Origin of the sequence: Pseudomonas sp. MEJ108, assembly GCF_030208985.1 — a bacterium.
Taxonomy (GTDB): domain Bacteria; phylum Pseudomonadota; class Gammaproteobacteria; order Pseudomonadales; family Pseudomonadaceae; genus Aquipseudomonas; species Aquipseudomonas fragariae.
This window is the reverse complement of the sequence record NZ_JARVSW010000027.1, coordinates 1-19,032: the sequence shown is the minus strand read 5'-3', so window position 1 is coordinate 19,032 and position 19,032 is coordinate 1. Positions and strand designations below refer to the sequence as shown.

Sequence of the window (19,032 nt, the reverse complement as noted above, 5' to 3'; positions counted from 1 at the left end):
GCTTGAAGAAACGACGTTATTCATGGGGTAGCCACCAGTTCGCCAGATGCCGTACATGCTGCGCCTTGAGGATGGTGAAATGGTTGCCCGGTCCACGCCAGACAGTGAGATCCGGGGCACACTGGCGCCAGCCGCTGACCATCGCCTGTTGTTCGCGCTGATTGCCCGCCGCATCCAGCACCGGGTCATCGGCCAGCACCAGACGCACCGGCCCGGTGTAGATCTGCGACGGTTGATAACGTGTACGCAACGCCGTACCGAATGCCCGCGCAGGCCCGCGCATTGCGTCCGGCGACGAACGCTGCGGCAACATCCCTGCGCGCACCATCCCGGCATGCAACAAGCGCATCTGGCCGACATCGTCCTGGGCCCGGAAGGCCGCACGATCGATGCCCAGCGACTTGCCCGCAGCCAGTTCCATGGTCTCGATCAAACGCTCCAGTACGCCTATCGCGGTGTAAGGTTTGCCCACCACCCCGTTGCCGCCCGGCGACTCGCTGTCGATCAGTGTCAGCGAAGCCACTTCGCGGCCGCGTGCCGTCAGGCGCTGGGCCATTTCAAAGGCTACCCAGCCGCCGAACGAATGACCGAGCAGATGCACCGGCCCTTCGGGGTGAGTGCTGTCGAGTGCTTGCAGATACGCCTCGGCGGCGGTTTCCACCAGGCTGTAAGGCACCGTGCGGCCATCCAGCCCGCGCGGTTGCAGCCCGTGGATCGGCCAGTGCGGGCCTAATGCCTCGGCCAGACCGATGAAGCCGGTCACACTGTCTCCTGCCCCCGGTACGCAGAACACTGGCGCGTGGTCGCGACGTCCGCCCTGAATCGTCAGCAACGGCCGGTGGGCGCTGTCAGCCTCCCGTAGCCGATCGGGCAGATCAGCCAGCGCCTGGCTGATCGCCTGACCCAGGCCCTCGATATGCGGCGGCTTCATCATGCTCATGTGATCGCCCGCAACCTTGATACTGCGCAACTGACTGACGGGCAGGACGCTGTCCCAACCCAGGTAACCGCTGTGTTTCTGCGAGTTGGGTTGCCACTCGCTGGCAGTGAACAGGTGCAGCGGCACGCTGTTGGGGTAAACCGTGTAATTGGCCTGCGCATGACCGTGAGCCACCTCTCGGTCGAGGTACTGGCAAAGACCCTCGTTCGTGTAGATGTCCAGCTCCGGCGGCAGTGCACCCTGCTCACGGCAGTGCTGCAGGAGCCCGCCGAAATCAAAGTCCTGGCGGTTTGCACGCACTCGCTCCAGGGCCTCCAGAGCCTGCGCGCATTCGCCGCGGGCTTTCCAGAACTGCTCGCAGTGTTCCAGCAGGTGCTGACGGTGGGCGGTCTTCAGGTTCCAGCGCTCGCGACCCTGATCCACCAGGCGCGGCATGTAGGTGTCGAGCATGCCGATAAACTCTACCTGCTCGTCCATGCCCTCCAGCTGAATGGCGATTTCGTAGGCCAGAAGCCCACCGAACGACCAGCCCGCCAGGCGATAAGGTCCGTGCGGCTGAACACTGCGCATCGCCCCCAGCAAGCGCGTTGCCAGGCACTCCATGGTCAGCAACTGTTCCTGACCGAGCGGGATGCCGCTCAGCCCATAGACCGGAATATCGCTGTCGATGTGTACCGCCAGCGCCGCGAAGTGCACATCCTGACCGGTAAACTCGTGAACCAGGAACAATGGACGCTGGTTGCCGGTGGTGCGCACCGGCACCAGTTGCTCATGAAGCTGCGCTGCAACCTCTTCGCTGCGGCTGCCCAGCAGGCTGGCCAGGGCGGCCACGCTGGCGTGCTGGAAAACATCGGCCAGGGACACCGCCAAGCCACTCTGCACCAGTTGGTTGACCAGTCGCACGGCCATCAGCGAGTGACCGCCGAGATCGAAGAAGCTGTCATGACGTCCCACCTGCTGTAATTCGAGTACCTCCGCCCAGGCCTTAGCCAGACGAATCTCCAACTCCCCTGCCGGGGCTTCAAACGCATGGCTCGCGAACTGATCCGCTGTCGGCGCTGGCAATGCCTGGACGTCCACCTTGCCATTGAGCGTCAGCGGCAAGTCTGGCAGGCAGATGAAGACGCTCGGGACCATGTATTCCGGCAATCCGGCGCTCAGTTGCGCACGCAGGGCCTCCGGCTCGGGTGCTTCAACGTCAGCGTGCACGGTGTAATACGCCACCAGACGCGTGTCGCCCGGGCTGTCTTCGCGCGCCACCACCACGGAGTTACGCACGCCATCGCACCCATGCAGGCTGCTTTCGACTTCCCCAAGCTCGACGCGGAAGCCACGGACCTTCACCTGGCCATCGTTACGCGCCAGGTATTCGAGGTTGCCGTCCGGCAACCAGCGCGCCAGATCGCCAGTGCGATAGAGCCGCGCGCCCGCCTGCTGACTGAACGGGTCGTCGCTGAAGCGTTCGGCGCTCAGTTCCGGGCGATTCAGGTAGCCAAGCGCGACCCCGACACCGCCGATGTAGATCTCGCCGACGCTGCCCATCGGCACCGGCTCGCCGCAAACGTCGAGCAGATAGATGCGCACGTTGGCGTTGGGTTTGCCGATCGGCAGGCTCAGGGTGCCTGGCTGCACATCAAACACTTCGTAACGAGTGGCGCACGTAGTGGCCTCGGTTGGGCCATAGCCGTTGAACAGGCGCACTTGGGACGAGTGCTCACGCACCCGGCGGAACGACGCCGGATCCGCCCGTTCGCCACCGCACTCCAGCATGCGCAAGCCGGCCAGGGCTTCGGGAATCAACCCGGCATACAGGTTGAACAAGGCGGTCGAGCTGAACATCACCGTGACTGCGTGGCGTTTGAGCAGGGCGGCAAAGGCAGCCGGCTCAAGCAACACGGAAGACTCGACGATTATCGACTGGCCGCCATTGAGCAACGCACCCCATATCTCCGGGCTGCTGGCGTCGAACGCCGGGTTGGAAGAAAACGCCACGCGGTCATCTGCACGGAAGTCGTAGTTATCCCGCACCAGCCGCACGATGCCGTTGTGGGTCACGATTACGCCCTTCGGTATGCCGGTGGAGCCGGAGGTGTAGATGATGCACGCCGGGGTCTCGCCTGCGACTTCAGCTGCAAGCGCGACTGGCCCTTGGCCGGCCACTGATAGATCCAGGGTGTCCAGATCGAGTCGCGGCGTCGTTTCAGGTGCTGTCAGTTCGCTGCGGGTCAGCAACATGAGTGCTTCGCTGTCCTCGAGCATGAAGCGCACACGTTCTTCGGGGGCCAGGCGATCCAGCGCCAGGTACGCCGCGCCGCACTTGAGCGTGGCCAGCATACTGGTCAGCAGCTCCACCGAACGATCCAGCAGGATCGCCACTCGGGCTCCCGCTTTCACACCGTGCTGGCGCAAGTGCTGAGCCAGGGCGTTGGCGCGGCTGTCGAGTTCGGCGTAGGTCAGCGTCTGCTCGCCCTGACGGGCCGCAATCGCTTGAGGTCGAGACGCTGCATGCGCCTCGAAAAGGCGATGCATCAACTGACCCTGAGGGTAAGCGCGGTCGGTTGCATTGAGACCGGTCAACAGGTGCTCGCGCTCGACCGCATCCACCAATGGCACGTGTTCCAGTATGCGGTGTTCATTGGCGACCATGGCTTCCAGCAGGCGCTGGAAATAGCCCAGGTAACGGTCCATGGTGCTTTCGTCGAACAGCGCCGTGGCGTATTCCAGCGTGCCGATCAATTGACCGCCAACCTCGGTCATGTCCAGCACCAGATCGAACTTGGCCGTGTGGTCGTTTACCGCCACGCCTTGCAGGTTCATGGCGCCGAGCGAGAGGTCGGACGTTTCGTTGTTCTGCCAGGACAACATCGCCTGGAAGATCGGGCTGTGGGACAGGCTGCGTTGCGGACGAACCACCTCGACCACTTGTTCGAACGGCAGGTCCTGATGGCTCTGCGCTGCCAGCGTCTGACGCTTGACCTGCTGCATCAACGCTTCGACGCTCGGTGCGCCGGAGAGATCGACGCGTATCGCCAGGGTGTTGACGAAGAACCCGATCAGGTCCTCCACTTCGGCACGCAGGCGGTTGGCCACCGGTGTACCGATCACCACATCATCCTGACCGGCCAGACGCCCCAGCAGCGAGGCCCATGCGACCATCACGGTCATGAACAGCGTGCTGCCATGCCGCTGGCTCAGGGCCTTGAGGCCGCTGGTCAGCTCGGCATCGAGCACCAGGCCGCGAATATTGCCGCTGTAGTCCTGTTGTGCCGGGCGCGGCCGGTCGGTCGGCAAGGTCAGCAAGGCTGGTGCACCGCCCAGGGTCTGCTGCCAGTATTGACGCTGTTGCTGCAGCACGTCGCCGCTCAGCCAGTTGCGCTGCCACACGGCATAGTCGGCGTATTGCACCGGCAAGGTGGGCAACGGATCCTCGGCACCGGCACTGAACGCGGCATAGAGCGCACTCAGCTCACGAGTCAATACATCCGCGGACCAGCCATCGGAGACGATATGGTGCATGGTCACCAGCAACACGTGATCGTCCTCGGCCATGCGCACCAGCCGTCCGCGTACCAGCGGACCGTTGAGCAGATCGAAGCCTTCGTTGGCTTCTTCAGCGGTGATGGCGAGCAGCTGCTCTTCAGCATCCGCCTGCCCGGTCAGCACCTGCAGTTGCAGGCTGAAACCGATATCGGCCGAGGCTATGTGTTGTGCAACGTCCTCGCCATGTACTTGCACGAAGGTCGTGCGCAGCACTTCGTGGCGGGCGACGATGCGGTCCAGCGCGCGTTTCAGCGCAGGGTTATCCAGAGTGCCACGTAGACGCAGCCCTGCCGGAATATGGTAAGCCGCGCTGCCGCCCTCCAGCTGTGCGAGGAACCACAGACGCTGCTGGGCAAACGACAGCGGCAAGGTCTGGTCGCGGGACACCGGCACGATAGGCGGCTGGCTGCTGCCTTTGGCGTCGGCGAGTATGCGTGCCATGGCGGCCAGTTCAGGCTGGGCGAAGATATCCGCCAGGCCCAGCTCGATACCCAAGTGCTGGCGCACCTGGGAAATCAGGCGCATCGCCAGCAGCGAGTGCCCGCCGAGCTCGAAGAACTGGTCATGACGGCCCACCTGTTCAAGGTTGAGCAGGTTCTGCCAGATCTGCGCCAGCGCCATCTCGGTGTCGCCTTGCGGTTCCACATGTTCACGGCTGGCAAAGGCCTCGGCTTGCGGAGCCGGCAGCGCCTTGCGATCGAGCTTGCGATTCGGCGTCAGCGGCAGTGCATCAAGCAGCACGAACGCACTTGGCAGCATGTATTCAGCCAGTTGCGGTGCCAGCTCAGCGCGCAGGCTGGCGGCATCCAGGCTCGCTTGTGGCTGACCGACCACATAAGCCACCAGGCGTTTGTCTCCCGGAGTGTCTTCCCGAGCGATCACCACCGCTTCCTTGACCCCGGCGCAATTACCGAGACGGGCTTCGATTTCACCCAGCTCGATACGGAAACCGCGCACCTTGACCTGGAAGTCGTTACGACCCAGGTACTCGATCCGGCCGTCGGCCATGTAGCGTGCCAAATCGCCGGTTTTGTACATCCTGGCCTCAGGGCTGTTGCTGAACGGGTCCGCGAGGAAGCGTTCGGCGTTGACCTCTTCAAGATTCAGGTAACCCCGTGCCACGCCGTCGCCACCGATGAAGATCTCACCGGCCACGCCATACGGCACCGGTTGTTGATGGGCATCAAGCAGGTAGATACGCGTGTTGGCCATCGGCTTGCCGATGGTCGCGTTACCGCTGCCTTCGCTGCCAGCTACAGCATCGTGGCTGACGTAGGCCGCGGTGCAGGACACCGTCGCCTCGGTCGGGCCATAGGTGTTGATCAGACGGGTATGCGCCGGGCGCACCTCGTCCCAGAGCTTGAGCTTCTGTGCCGACAATGCGTCGCCGGTGACGTTGATCAAACGGACCTCGGCCAGGCGTTGCGCTGCAGCCTGCGGCTGGTTGTGCCATTCGGCCACCAGCGTGTGCCAGTGCGCAGCAGTCAAGTGCAGAACGGTCGGGTAAATACCGTGATTTTCAGTCCCCTCACTGCCGAAGATCTCGCGACTTGGCGCCAGGGTGGCGCCGGCCAGCAGCGCCGGGAAGATTTCCTCCACCGACAGGTCGAAGTTCAGGGTGTTCTGTTGCAGCACGGTGTCTGTCGGGGCCAGGCCAAACAGGCGCGCCGCATCGGTGCTGTAGTTGACCAGACCGCGATGCTCGATCATCACCCCTTTCGGATTGCCAGTGGAGCCCGAGGTGTAGATCACATACGCCAGGTTGCGCACGCCGAGGGCTTCCACCACCGGGTTATCGTCACGCTCGGTAAAGGTGTTGCGCTGATCATCGTCGAGCAGCACCAGCGGCAAGGTCAGGGTTGGCAAGCGCTTCTGCAGATCACGCTGGGTCAGCAACGCCGCTGGCTGGCTGTCGGTGATCATGTATGCCAGACGCTCGGCCGGATAGGCGGGGTCAAGTGGTACATAAGCCGCCCCTGCCTTGAGCACACCGAGCAGGCCGATCATCATTTCCACGCCGCGCTCGACGCAGATCGCCACCCGATCATCCGGGCCAATGCCCAGGCCGATCAGGTGGTGAGCCAGACGGTTGGCCTGACGGTTCAGTTCGGCATAACTCAGTCGCTGCGCCTGGAAAGCCACGGCGATGGCGTCGGGCTGTGCCTGAACCTTTGCTTCGAACAGCTGATGAATCGTGCAGTCGTGCGGGTAAGGCACGTCGGTAGCATTGAGGTCGACCAGTAGATGCTGGCGTTCCACCGCATCGAGCAACGGCACCTGTTCCAGCAACTGGCGGTCGTCGGCGACCATGGCTTCCAGCAAGCGCTGGAAGTAGCCCATGTAGCGCTGCAGGGTGCTTTCGTCGAACAGTGCCGTGGCGTATTCCAGGGTGCCGATCAATTGATCGCCGACCTCGGTCATGTCCAGCGTCAGGTCGAACTTGGCGGTATGGCCAGCCACTGCGACGCCCTGCAGGCTCATGTCGCCAAGCGCCAGATCGGACGTTTCGTTGTTCTGCCACGACAACATGGCCTGGAAAATCGGGCTGTGGGACAGGCTGCGCTGCGGGCGCACCACCTCAACCACCTGTTCGAACGGCAGGTCCTGATTCGCCTGGGCGGCCAGGGTCTGCTGTTTGACCTGCTGCAACAGACTTTGCACGCTCGGTGTCCCCGAGAGGTCGACGCGCACGGCCAGGGTGTTGACGAAGAACCCGATCAGGTCCTCCACCTCGGCGCGCATGCGGTTGGCCACCGGCGTACCGATCACCACGTCGTCCTGACCCGCCAAGCGTCCGAGCAGCGCAGCCCATGCGGCCATGACCGTCATGAACAGGCTGCTGCCATGCCGCTGGCTCAGCGCCTTGAGGCCACGGGTCAGGTCGGCGTCGAGTACCAGCCCGAGCAACTGACCGCTGTAGTCCTGTTGTGCCGGGCGTGGCCGGTCGGTCGGCAAGGTCAGCAAGGCCGGCGCGCCGGCCAGAGTCTGCTGCCAGTACTGGCGCTGTTGCTGCAGCACGTCGCCGCTCAGCCAGTTGCGCTGCCACAGCGCGTAGTCGGCATACTGCACCGGCAACGCTGGCAACGGATCCTCGGCGCCTTCGCTGAACGCTGCATAGAGCAGGCCCAGTTCACGGGTCAACACGCCAGCGGACCAGCCGTCAGAGACGATGTGGTGCATGGTCACCAGCAACACATGGTCGTCATCGGCCATGCGCACCAGGCGTCCGCGCACCAGCGGCCCGTTCACCAGATCAAAGCCCTCTTCGGCCTCTTCTGCGGCGATGGCGAGCAGTTGTTGTTCCGCATCCGCCTGCCCGGTCAGCACCTGCAGTTGCAGGCTGAAGCCGATATCGGCCGGGGCGATGCACTGCAGCGGATCCTGGTCCTGCTCCTGGACAAAGGTCGTACGCAATGCCTCGTGGCGCGCAACGATACGGTCCAGCGCCCGCTTCAGGGCGACTTGATCGAGGCTGCCGCGCAGACGCAGACCGGCTGGAATGTGATAAGCCGCACTGCCGCCGTCCAGCTGCGCGAGGAACCACAGGCGTTGCTGGGCAAACGACAGCGGCAAGGACTGATCGCGGGACACCGGCACGATGGGCTGCTGGCTGCTGCCGGCAGCGTGCGCCACTACCTGAGCCAGCGCCGCCAGTTCCGGTTGGGCGAAGATGTCCGCCAGACTCAGCTCGACGCCCATGCGCTGACGCACCTGGGAAATCAGGCGCATTGCCAGCAGCGAGTGCCCGCCCAGTTCGAAGAAGTGGTCATGACGCCCTACTGCTTCCAGGTTGAGCAGGTTCTGCCAGATCTGCGCCAGGGCTTTTTCGCTGGTGCCTTGCGGGGCGACATGTTCACGACTGGCAAAGGCATCGTCCGCCGGGGCCGGCAGGGCCTTGCGATCGAGCTTGCGATTCGGCGTCAGCGGCAGTGCATCAAGCAGCACGAACGCACTTGGCAGCATGTACTCGGCCAGTTGCGGCGCCAGTTCGGCGCGCAGTCTGGCGGCGTCCAGGTTTGTTTGTGGCTGGGCGATCACGTAGGCCACGAGGCGTTTTTCGCCGGGATTGTCTTCCCGGGCGATCACCACCGCTTCCTTGACCCCGGTGCAATTGCCCAGACTCGCTTCGATTTCGCCCAGTTCGATACGGAAACCACGCACTTTGACCTGGAAGTCGTTACGCCCCAGGTACTCGATACGACCGTCGGCCATGTAGCGTGCCAGGTCACCGGTTTTGTACATTCTGGCATCAAGGCTTTCGCTGAACGGATCAGCGAGGAAGCGCTCGGCGTTGACTTTTTCAAGGTTCAGGTAACCTCGTGCCACGCCGTCGCCACCGATGAAAATCTCACCGGCCACGCCGTATGGCACTGGCTGCTGGTGTTCGTCGAGCAGGTAGATGCGGGTGTTGGCCATCGGCTTGCCGATGGTCGCGTTACCACTGCCTTCGCTGCCGGCCGCAGCGTCATGGCTGACGTAGGCCGCAGTGCAGGACACCGTCGCTTCGGTCGGCCCGTAAGTGTTGATCAGGCGCGTGTGTGCCGGGCGCACCTCATCCCAGAGCTTGAGTTTCTGTGCCGACAATGCGTCACCGGTGACGTTGATCAGGCGCACCTCGGCCAGGCGTTGTTCAGCAGCCTGCGGCTGGTTGTGCCATTCGGCCACCAGCGTGTGCCAGTGCGCAGCGGTCAAGTGCAGAACGGTCGGGTAAATGCCGTGATTTTCAGTGCCTTCACTGCCGAATATCTCGCGGCTTGGCGCCAGGGTGGCACCGGCCAGAAGTGCCGGGAAGATCTCCTCCACCGACAGGTCGAAGTTAAGGGTGTTTTGTTGCAGCACCGTGTCGCTCTGGGACAGGCCGAACAGGCGTGCAGCATCGACGCTGTAGTTGACCAGGCCGCGGTGTTCGATCATCACGCCCTTCGGGTTGCCGGTGGAACCGGAGGTGTAGATCACATACGCCAGGTTGCGCACGCCGAGGGTCGGTACGACCGGGTTGTCATCACACTCGGTGAAGCCCTGGCAATGCTCGTCGTCGAGCAATACCAGCGGCATGGACAGTGCGGGCAACCGCTCCTGCAAGCCGCGCTGGGTGAGCAACGCCGCTGGCTGACTGTCGTTGATCATGTAGGCCAGACGCTCGGCCGGGTAAGCCGGGTCAAGCGGCACATAGGCAGCACCGGCTTTGAGCACGCCGAGCAGGCCGACTATCATTTTCACCCCACGTTCGACGCAGATCGCCACCCGATCATCAGGGCCGATGCCGAGGCTGATCAGGTGATGAGCCAGACGGTTGGCCTGACGGTTCAAGTCGGCATAGCTCAAGCGCTGCGCCTGGAAAGCCACGGCGATGGCCTCGGGCTGTGCCCGGACCTTTTCTTCGAACAGCTGATGAATCGTGGCGTCTTGCGGGTAAGGCACGTTGGTAGCGTTAAGGTCGATCAGCAGATGCTTACGCTCCACCGCATCAAGCAGTGGCACATGTTCCAGCACCTGGCGGTCATCGGCGACCATGGCGTGCAGCAAGCGCTTCAGGTAGCCCAGATAACGGGCGATGGTGCTTTCATCGAACAACGCGGTGGCGTATTCCAGCGAACCAAGCAGCTGACCCTGCGCTTCGCCGATGTCCAGCGAGAGATCGAACTTGGACAGTGTATGGCCTGCGCTCAGGCTTTCCAGTTGCAGATCGCCGAGGACCAAATCCCCGCCGCTCATGTCCTGCCAGCTGAGCATGGCCTGGAACACCGGGCTGTGTGACAGGCTGCGCACCGGCTTGATCACTTCCACCACTTGTTCGAACGGCAGGTCCTGATGGTCCTGGGCGCCTAAGGTGTTGGTCTTGACCTGCGCCAGCAGAGTCTCTGCCGTGGGCTTGTCGCTGAGGTCGACGCGGATCGCCAGGGTATTGACGAACAGGCCCACCAGCCCTTCGGCTTCACTGCGTGTGCGGTTGGCCACTGGCGTGCCGATGACCACGTCGTCCTGACCGGACAGACGCCCCAGCAGCGCAGCCCAGGCGGCCATGATGGTCATGAACAGGGTGCTGCCGTGACGTTGGCTCAAGGCCTTGAGGCCGCGAGTCAGATCCTCGTCGAAAACGATGGGCAGCACCGCGCCGGCGTAGTCCTGCTGCGCCGGACGTACCCGGTCGGTGGGCAACATCAGCAGCGCCGGAGCGTCTGCCAGGGTTTGCTGCCAGTAGTCGCTTTGTTGCTGCAGCAGATCGCCGCTCAGCCAGCGACGCTGCCACACTGCGTAGTCCAGGTATTGCAGCGTCAGTGGCGCCAGCGGGTCGTCCTGGCCCTGGCTGAATGCCGCATAGAGCGCGGCCAGTTCACGGGTCAGCACGCCAATCGACCAGCCGTCGGAAACGATGTGGTGCATGGTCAGCAACAGGACGTGATGGTCCTCGGCCATACGGATCAGGCGGCCACGGATCAACGGGCCCTGTTCCAGATCGAAGCCTTGCAGCGACTCTTCGCTGGCCAGTGCCTGAAGCTTCTCCTTGGCATCCACCAGCCCTTGCAGATCATGCAGTTGCAGGTTGAAGCCGGCATCCGCCGGGCTGATCCGTTGCAATGGCTGTTCGTCATCGCCCTGAATGAAGGTGGTGCGCAAGCCCTCATGGCGCGCCACGATGCGCTCCAGCGCCCGTTGCATCGCCGCGCGATCCAGCTCGCCACGCAGGCCCAGACCGACAGGCATGTGGTAGGCCGCGCTGGCGCCTTCCATCTTGGCGAGGAACCACAGACGTTGCTGGCCGAACGACAATGGCCAGGCCTGATCGCGTGCCACCGGCACGATATCCGGCAGGATGCTGCGTCCTGCCTGGGCGATGGCCAGCGCCAGTGCACTCAGTTCGGGGTGGGCAAACAACGCGGCCAGGCTCAGTTCGACGCCCAACTGCTGGCGAATCTGCGAAATCAGGCGCATCGCCAGCAATGAATGGCCGCCCAGCTCGAAGAACTGGTCGTGACGGCTGACGCGTTCAAGCTGGAGCAAGTCGCTCCAGATTTGCGCCAGCAGGGTTTCGGTTTCGCCCTGTGGGGCTTCGTAACCACGACGGATCAGTGCATCGGCGTCCGGTGCCGGCAAGGCTTTGCGGTCCAGCTTGCCATTCGGGGTCAGTGGCAGTGCATCGAGCAGTACATAGGCCACCGGGATCATGTAGGCCGGCAATTGCTCCTGCAGCCAGCCGCGCAGGCTGTCGATGTCTACCGAAGCATGGCCTGCGCTCAGGGTGTAATAGGCCACCAGACGCTTGTCGCCCGGTACATCTTCGCGTGCAGCCACCACGGCTTCATGAATGGCTGGGTGTTTGGCCAGGCGTGCATCGATCTCGCCCAGTTCGATGCGGAAGCCGCGGATTTTCACCTGATCGTCGTTACGACCGAGGTATTCGATATTGCCGTCTGGCAGGTAGCGCCCCAGGTCGCCGGTGCGGTACATGCGTGCCGCTGGCTGCGGGCTGAACGGATCTTTGACAAAGCGCTCGGCAGTGAGGTCGTCGCGGTTCAGATAACCCCGCGCCACACCGGCGCCGCCGATGTAGATCTCGCCCGCGACGCCCAGCGGAACAGGCTGTTGCTGTTCATCCAGCAGGTAGAACTGTGTATTGCCGACGGGCTTGCCGATATGAGGAGCGAAGCCGACTTCGCGATCCATCGCCACCCAGCTTGAGTAGGTGGTGGTTTCCGAAGGACCATAGAGGTTGCACAGGCGCTGCACGCCGGTGTTCTCGAACAGCGATTCAACCAGGCTTCGTTTCAGCGCTTCACCGGCCACGTTCACGGTGTGCACCGACCTCGGCAAGCCATCAACGTCCAGCAAGGCCTTGAGCGCTGACGGTACAGTGTTGATCAGGCCGATATCGTGCTCGCCGTGCTGCAGTTCCAGCACGTTCTTGACGACTTCGATGCTGCCGCCCGAGGTCAGCGGCGCGAAGCACTCGTAGACCGCAAGGTCAAAGTTCAGCGAGGTGGAGAACAGCGTTTTTTCCAGTGCAGAGCCGTCGAAAGCGGTGTGCGCCCAGGTCAGGAAGTTAACGGTGTTGCGGTGTTCGATCATCACGCCTTTTGGCAGACCGGTCGAACCGGAGGTGTAGATCAGGTACGCCAGATGCGCTGAAGTCAGCCCTGGCACCTGCGGATTCTGGACGGATTGGTCCTGCCAATCGCTAAGATCAAGATTGATGACAGGTGCCGAAACGTCGGCCAGCAGGCCTTGAGTAGCGGTTTGAGCCAGTACTGCGGCCGGAGCGCTATCCTGCAACATGTAGGCAATACGTTCCGCCGGATAAGCCGGATCCAGCGGCACATACCCGCCGCCCGCCTTGAGAATCGCCAGCAAACCGACGACCATTTCCACGCCGCGTTCAACGCAGATGCCGACGCGGGAATCCGGTTGTACGCCCTGCTTAATCAAAGCATGGGCCAGGCGGTTGGCCTGCTCGTTGAGCTCGCGATACCTCAGACGCTGCTCGCCGTGGACCACTGCCACCCCTTCCGGCGTGCGCTCGACCTGGGCTTCGAACATCCCGTGAATGGTCTGCTGCTGCGGGTAATCCAGCGCGGTAGCGTTCAGGCCATACACCAGATGCTCACGCTCCGCCGCCGACAGAACCGACAAGCCTGCCATCGGCACCTCGCCGGACTGTTCCAGTGCGCTGACCACATTCTCCAGAGTGGTCTGCACATACGCGCAGATGCGTTGCGCATCGATGCAGGCACTGGCTTGAATCGTCAAACTGAAGCCCGTTCCCTCATCGTTTACTGAAAGGGTCAGCGGATAGTTGGTGCGTTCTTCGCCACGCAGGCTTTCAATGCCTTGCCAGGCGTCCAGTGTCTGCTGGTTGGCCTGACCGGCGACATGCCGGTAGTTGAGCAAGGCGCTGAACAGCGGCGTTGAAGCGGCCACGCCACTGCAACGCTGTGCCAGTACCAGCGAGGCGTGTTCATGGGCAAGCAGCCCGCTGAGCCTGGCGTGGGTAGCCTTCAGACCGCTGCGCACGCCCTGCTCGCCCAGCGTGACACGCAACGGCAAGGTGTTGATGAACATCCCCAGCGCCCGGTCAGACCCGGCACCACCCTGCAGGCGGCCGAGCAATACGGTGCCGAACACCACCTCCTCTTTGCCTGACACAGCGCCCAGAACACGTGCCCATGCCAGGTGATACAGACTGGCGGAGCTGACCCCGAACTGCCGGGCCTGCAAGCGCAGGCGGCGGCTCAGGTCCATATCGACCGGCTGGTGCACCTCCTCGATACCGCGACCGTCGCCCTGCACGTCCAGCAGGCCGAACGGCAGCGTCGGCTCATCGATGTCACCGAGCATGTCGCGGAAAAACGCTTCGTGCTCCTCGCGGCTCACGCCGAGCATGGCTTGCGCCACGTAATTGCGGTAAGGCACGGACGGTGGCAGAGAGGCCTGCTGCCCGAGCATGTACGACTCGATTTCGCTGCTGAGAGTGCGCAGCGATGTGGCGTCGTCCACCAGGTGATGGAACAGCAGCATGCCCAGCCAGCGGTCGTTTTCCGTGTCATGTGCATAGCCGATGCGTAACATCGGCGCCTGACGAATGTCCAGACGCGTGTGACGAGGGTCCAGACGCTTGAGCAGTTGTTCGGCGATGTCGCCATCGGCCGGGTTCAGTACCCACTCATCCATACCCAGAGGCGCTTCACGCCAGATCACTTGCACCGCTGCATCGAGACGCTCCCAAAGCACAGCGGTGCGCAGGATATCGTGCCGGTCGATCACGCCTTGCAGTGCCTGGGCGAAACTGTGCAGACGTTCGAGGCTGTCAAAGGCAAACAGTGCGTATTGCAGATACGGGTCACCCTCGGTCGCGGCAAGGTGGTGATACAAAATCCCTTCCTGCAGCGGCGCCAGAGCGTAAATATCCTGCACGTTGGCCAGACCGCCGGGCACACTTGCCACCACGCGGTCGATATCATCCTGGCTCAACGCTGCCAGAGGCAGCATGTCCGGGGTGATGCGCTCGCAGCCGGCGGGAATAAGGTTGGCGGGTACTTCCACTGCACCCTTGCCGCCCACCGCCGCCGCCAGGGCGGACAGGGTCGGCTGACTGAACAGCACGCGCACATCGGCAACCAGATCAATCTGGCGCATGCGCTCGATCAGTTTCACGGCCAGCAGTGAGTGACCGCCCAGTTCGAAGAAGTTGTCATGCCGACCGACCTGCTCCAGTTGCAGCAGGTCTTGCCAGATCCGCGCAATGGCCATCTCGGTGTCGTTTTCAGGTGCTGCGTAGCCACGACTGGCCAGCGCCGAGCGGTCGGGCACCGGCAACGCCCGGCGATCGAGCTTGCCGTTGGCCGTCAGTGGCAACTCATCGAGTTGCACGTAGGCTGCGGGCACCATGTGCTCCGGCAATGCACTCTGCAGATGCTCGCGCAGGCTTTCGATGTCCAGCAGGCTCTCCGGCTGCTGCGCCGTGACATAGGCCACCAGACGCTTGTCGCCGGGCACATCCTCACGACACAACACAACGGCATCGCGGACGTCAGGACATTCAGCCAGACGCGCTTCGATCTCGCCCAGTTCGATACGGAAACCACGAATCTTCACCTGCTCATCGTTGCGCCCCAGGTATTCAAGGCTACCGTCGGCCAGCCAGCGTCCCAGGTCGCCGGTACGGTACATCCGCGCATCCGCTGCGTGGCTGAACGGGTTGTCGAGGAAACGTTCGGCCGTCAGTGCTTCTCGGTTCAGGTAGCCCCGTGCGACACCTGCACCGCCCACGTACAGCTCGCCGATCACGCCTGCCGGCACCGGTTCGCCATGGGCGTCGAGCAGATAAAGCTGCAGGTCAGGGATGCGTTTGCCGATCGGGCTGGCACCGACGCGCCGGGCGTCTTCAGGCTGCAACGGGTAATAGGTCACATGCACCGTGGTTTCGGTGATGCCGTACATGTTCACCAGTTGTGTACCGGCGTTCGCTTGCCGGGCGTACCACGGCTTGAGCATCGCCGTTTCCAGCGCTTCACCACCGAAAATCACCTGACGCAGCGAATGTGCCTGAGTGTTCTCAGCCTGGGCAGCAATCAGCTGACGGAACGCACTTGGCGTCTGGTTGAGCACCGTCACCCCGGCACTGCACAAAAGGTTATAGAAGTCTTCGGGCGAACGGCTGACCAGTTGCGGGACGATCAACAGACGGCCGCCGTGCAGCAATGCGCCCCAGATTTCCCAGACCGAGAAGTCGAAGGCGAACGAATGGAACAGCGCCCAGACATCCTGCTGGTTGAAACCGAACCACTCTTCGGTGGCCGAGAACAGCCGCGCAACGTTGCGATGCTCGACCATCACACCTTTGGGCAGACCGGTGGAGCCGGAGGTGTAGATCACATAGGCCAGGTTGGTGGGCTTTACCGGCACCTGCGGATTGCAGACGGATTCGCCCTGCAAGTCATCGTCGAGACGGATCACCGGCACTTCCGAGGCTGGCAAGGTGCTCTGCACTGACCGCTGACTCAACAACGCTACTGGCGCGCTGTCACCAAGGGTGTAGGCCAGCCGTTCAAGGGGGTATGCCGGGTCCAGTGGCACGTATCCAGCGCCGGATTTGAGAATGCCCAGCAAGCCGATGATCATCGCCGGGCCGCGTTCGACGCAGATCGCCACCCGATCATCCGGACGAACGCCGTGAGCCAGCAGGCGATGGGCAACCTGGTTGGCGCGGGCGTTGAGTTCGCCGTAGCTCAGGGTCTGCGCTTCGAACACCAGCGCCACGGCGTCTGGCTGTTGTGCGGCGCGGGCTTCGAATTGCAGGTGAATCGGTGTCTCGCTCGTATAGGCAGTGCCGGGCTGCTTGCACTGTTCAAGCAGCTGCTCGCGCTCGCTGTCCGGCAGTATGGAAATAGCGTGCAACGGGGTCTGCGGCGCCTGCTCCAGCGCGTTGACCAGATTGCTCAAGGTTTGCTGCATGTAGGCGCAGATACGTGCGCCGTCGATCAGCGGTACAGTCTGTACGGTCAACAGGAAGTCTTCGCCCCGGTCATCGACGTTGAGGGTCAATGGATAGTTGGTGCGTTCTTCATCGCCCAGCGCCAGGGCGTGCATGCCATTCCAGGCCGTCAGCGTCTCATCGGTCACGGCAACGCTGGTGTGGCGATAGTTGAGCAGCGCGCTGAACAACGGCGCCGGTGCGACCACGCCACTGCAACGCTGGGCCAGCGCCAGAGACGCGTGTTCATGCCCGAGCAATGCGGTCAGCCGTCGGTGCGTGGCCTTGACCCCGTCACGCACGCCTTGGTCGCCCAGACTCACACGCAGCGGCAAGGTGTTGATAAACACGCCCAGCGCCCGTTCTGAGCCTTCACCACCTTGCATCCGGCCCAGCAGCACGGTGCCGAACACCACGTCGTCACGCCCCGAGGCCTTGCTCAATAGCTGCGCCCAGGCCAGGTGGACCAAGCTCGCGGCACTTACGCCCAGTTGACGGGCCTGAGCGCGCAAACGACGGCTGAGCTCCAGATCCACCGCCAGACAGCCTTCTTCGATGTCATGACCGTCACCTTGCACCTCTTGCAAACCAAACGGCAGCGTCGCCTCGTCAACGTCACTCAACATGTCGCGGAAGAACGCCTCATGTTCCTCCTGACTCAGGCCCAGGCGGACCTGAGCGATGTAATTGCGATATGGCACCGTCAAGCCCAGTTGAGCACCCTGCCCCAGCAGGCAGGCCTGCATCTCATGGCGCACTACTTCCAGCGTGGTATGGTCCATGACCAGATGATGGAACTGCAGCCAGCCCAGCCAGCGCTGGTTTGGCTCATCCCAGGCATGTACAAGACGCATCATCGGCGCCCGACGAATGTCCAGACGCTGGTGGCGGGAGTCGAAACGCTGGTGCAACTGTGTCGCGACGTCACCGCCTTGCGGGTCCGGCTCAAAGCTTTCACGCATCAGCAACGCCTGACGCCAGACCACTTGCATCGGTTCGTCCAGCCCCTCCCAGACCAGTGCGGTGCGCAAAATGTCATGGCGCTGGATAACGAACTGCAAGGCGCGGGCAAAGTCGTCGACATGTTCCTGGCTGTCGAAGGCGAACAGCGATTGCAGCAAATACGGATCTCCACGCTCAGCGCTGAGGTGGTGATAGAGGATGCCTTCCTGCAACGGCGACAGCGGGTAGATGTCCTGCACATTCGCCACGCCGCCCGGCACTGTGGCGACCACCTGATCGATCTGCGCCTGGGTCAGGTCGGCCAGCGGCAGCAGGTCCGGGGTGATGTGTTCGCAGTGCTCGGTAATCAGATTGGCGGGCACCACGATTTCCGTGCCGCCGCCAACTGCTGCTGCCAGCGCCGCCAGCGTCGGCTGACCGAACAGCACGCGTACGTCCGAGCTCAAGCCCGACTGACGCATACGCCCGATCAGGCTGACGGCCAGCAGCGAATGACCGCCCAGCTCGAAGAAGTTGTCGTGACGACCGACCTGAGCAACGCCCAGCAGGTCTTGCCAGATAGCCGCGATCTGCGTTTCGGTTTCGCCTTGTGGGGCTTCATAACTACGGCTGATCAGTGCATCGGCTTCCGGTGCCGGCAAGGCCTTGCGGTCCAGCTTGCCGTTTGGCGTCAGTGGCAGTGCATCGAGCAGCACATAGGCCACCGGGATCATGTAGGCCGGCAATTGCTCCTGCAGCCAGCCGCGCAGGCTGTCGATGTCCGCCGAGGTGTGCCCGGACGCCAAGGTGTAATAAGCCACCAGACGCTTGTCGCCGGGAATGTCTTCGCGGGCAGTGACCACCGCTTCGTGGACCGCCGGGTGTTTGGCCAGGCGTGCATCGATCTCGCCGAGCTCGATGCGGAAGCCGCGGATTTTCACTTGATCGTCGTTACGGCCCAGATATTCGATATTGCCGTCTGGCAGGTTGCGGCCCAGATCGCCGGTGCGGTACATGCGTGCCGCTGGCTGCGAGCTGAACGGATCTTTGACAAAGCGCTCGGCAGTGAGGTCGTCGCGGTTCAGATAGCCCCGTGCCACACCGGCACCACCGATGTAGATTTCACCGGCAACACCCAGTGGCACGGGCTGCTGTTGCTCGTCCAGCAGGTAAAACTGCGTATTACCAACCGGCTTGCCGATGTGCGCAGCGAAGCCATCTTCGCGGTCCATCGCCACCCAGCTTGAGTAGGTAGTGGTTTCAGACGGGCCATAGAGGTTGCACAGGCGCTGCACGCCGGTGTTCTCGAACAGCGACTCAACCAGACTGCGCTTCAGCGCTTCACCGGCCACGTTCACGGTGTGTACCGATTCTGGCAGGCCATCAACGTCCAGCAGTGCTTTAAGCGCTGACGGCACGGTGTTGATCAGGCCGATATCGTGTTCGCCGTATTGCAGTTCAAGGACGTTTTTCACCACGTTGATGCTGCCGCCCGACGTCAGCGGCGCAAAGCACTCGTAGACCGCGAGGTCGAAGTTCAGCGAAGTGGAGAACAGGGTTTTTCCCAGTGCGGGGCCGTCGAAAGCCGTGTGCGCCCAGGTCAGGAAGTTAACGGTGTTGCGGTGTTCGATCATCACGCCTT

Annotated in this window: 1 pseudogene; it reads right to left on the bottom strand. The window is 62.9% G+C overall.

Annotated features, from left to right (window positions below):
* Positions 1-16: 16 nt before the first annotated feature.
* A pseudogene (gene sypC, locus QRN50_RS14030) lies at positions 17-19,032 on the bottom strand (syringopeptin non-ribosomal peptide synthetase SypC); the annotation flags it as partial.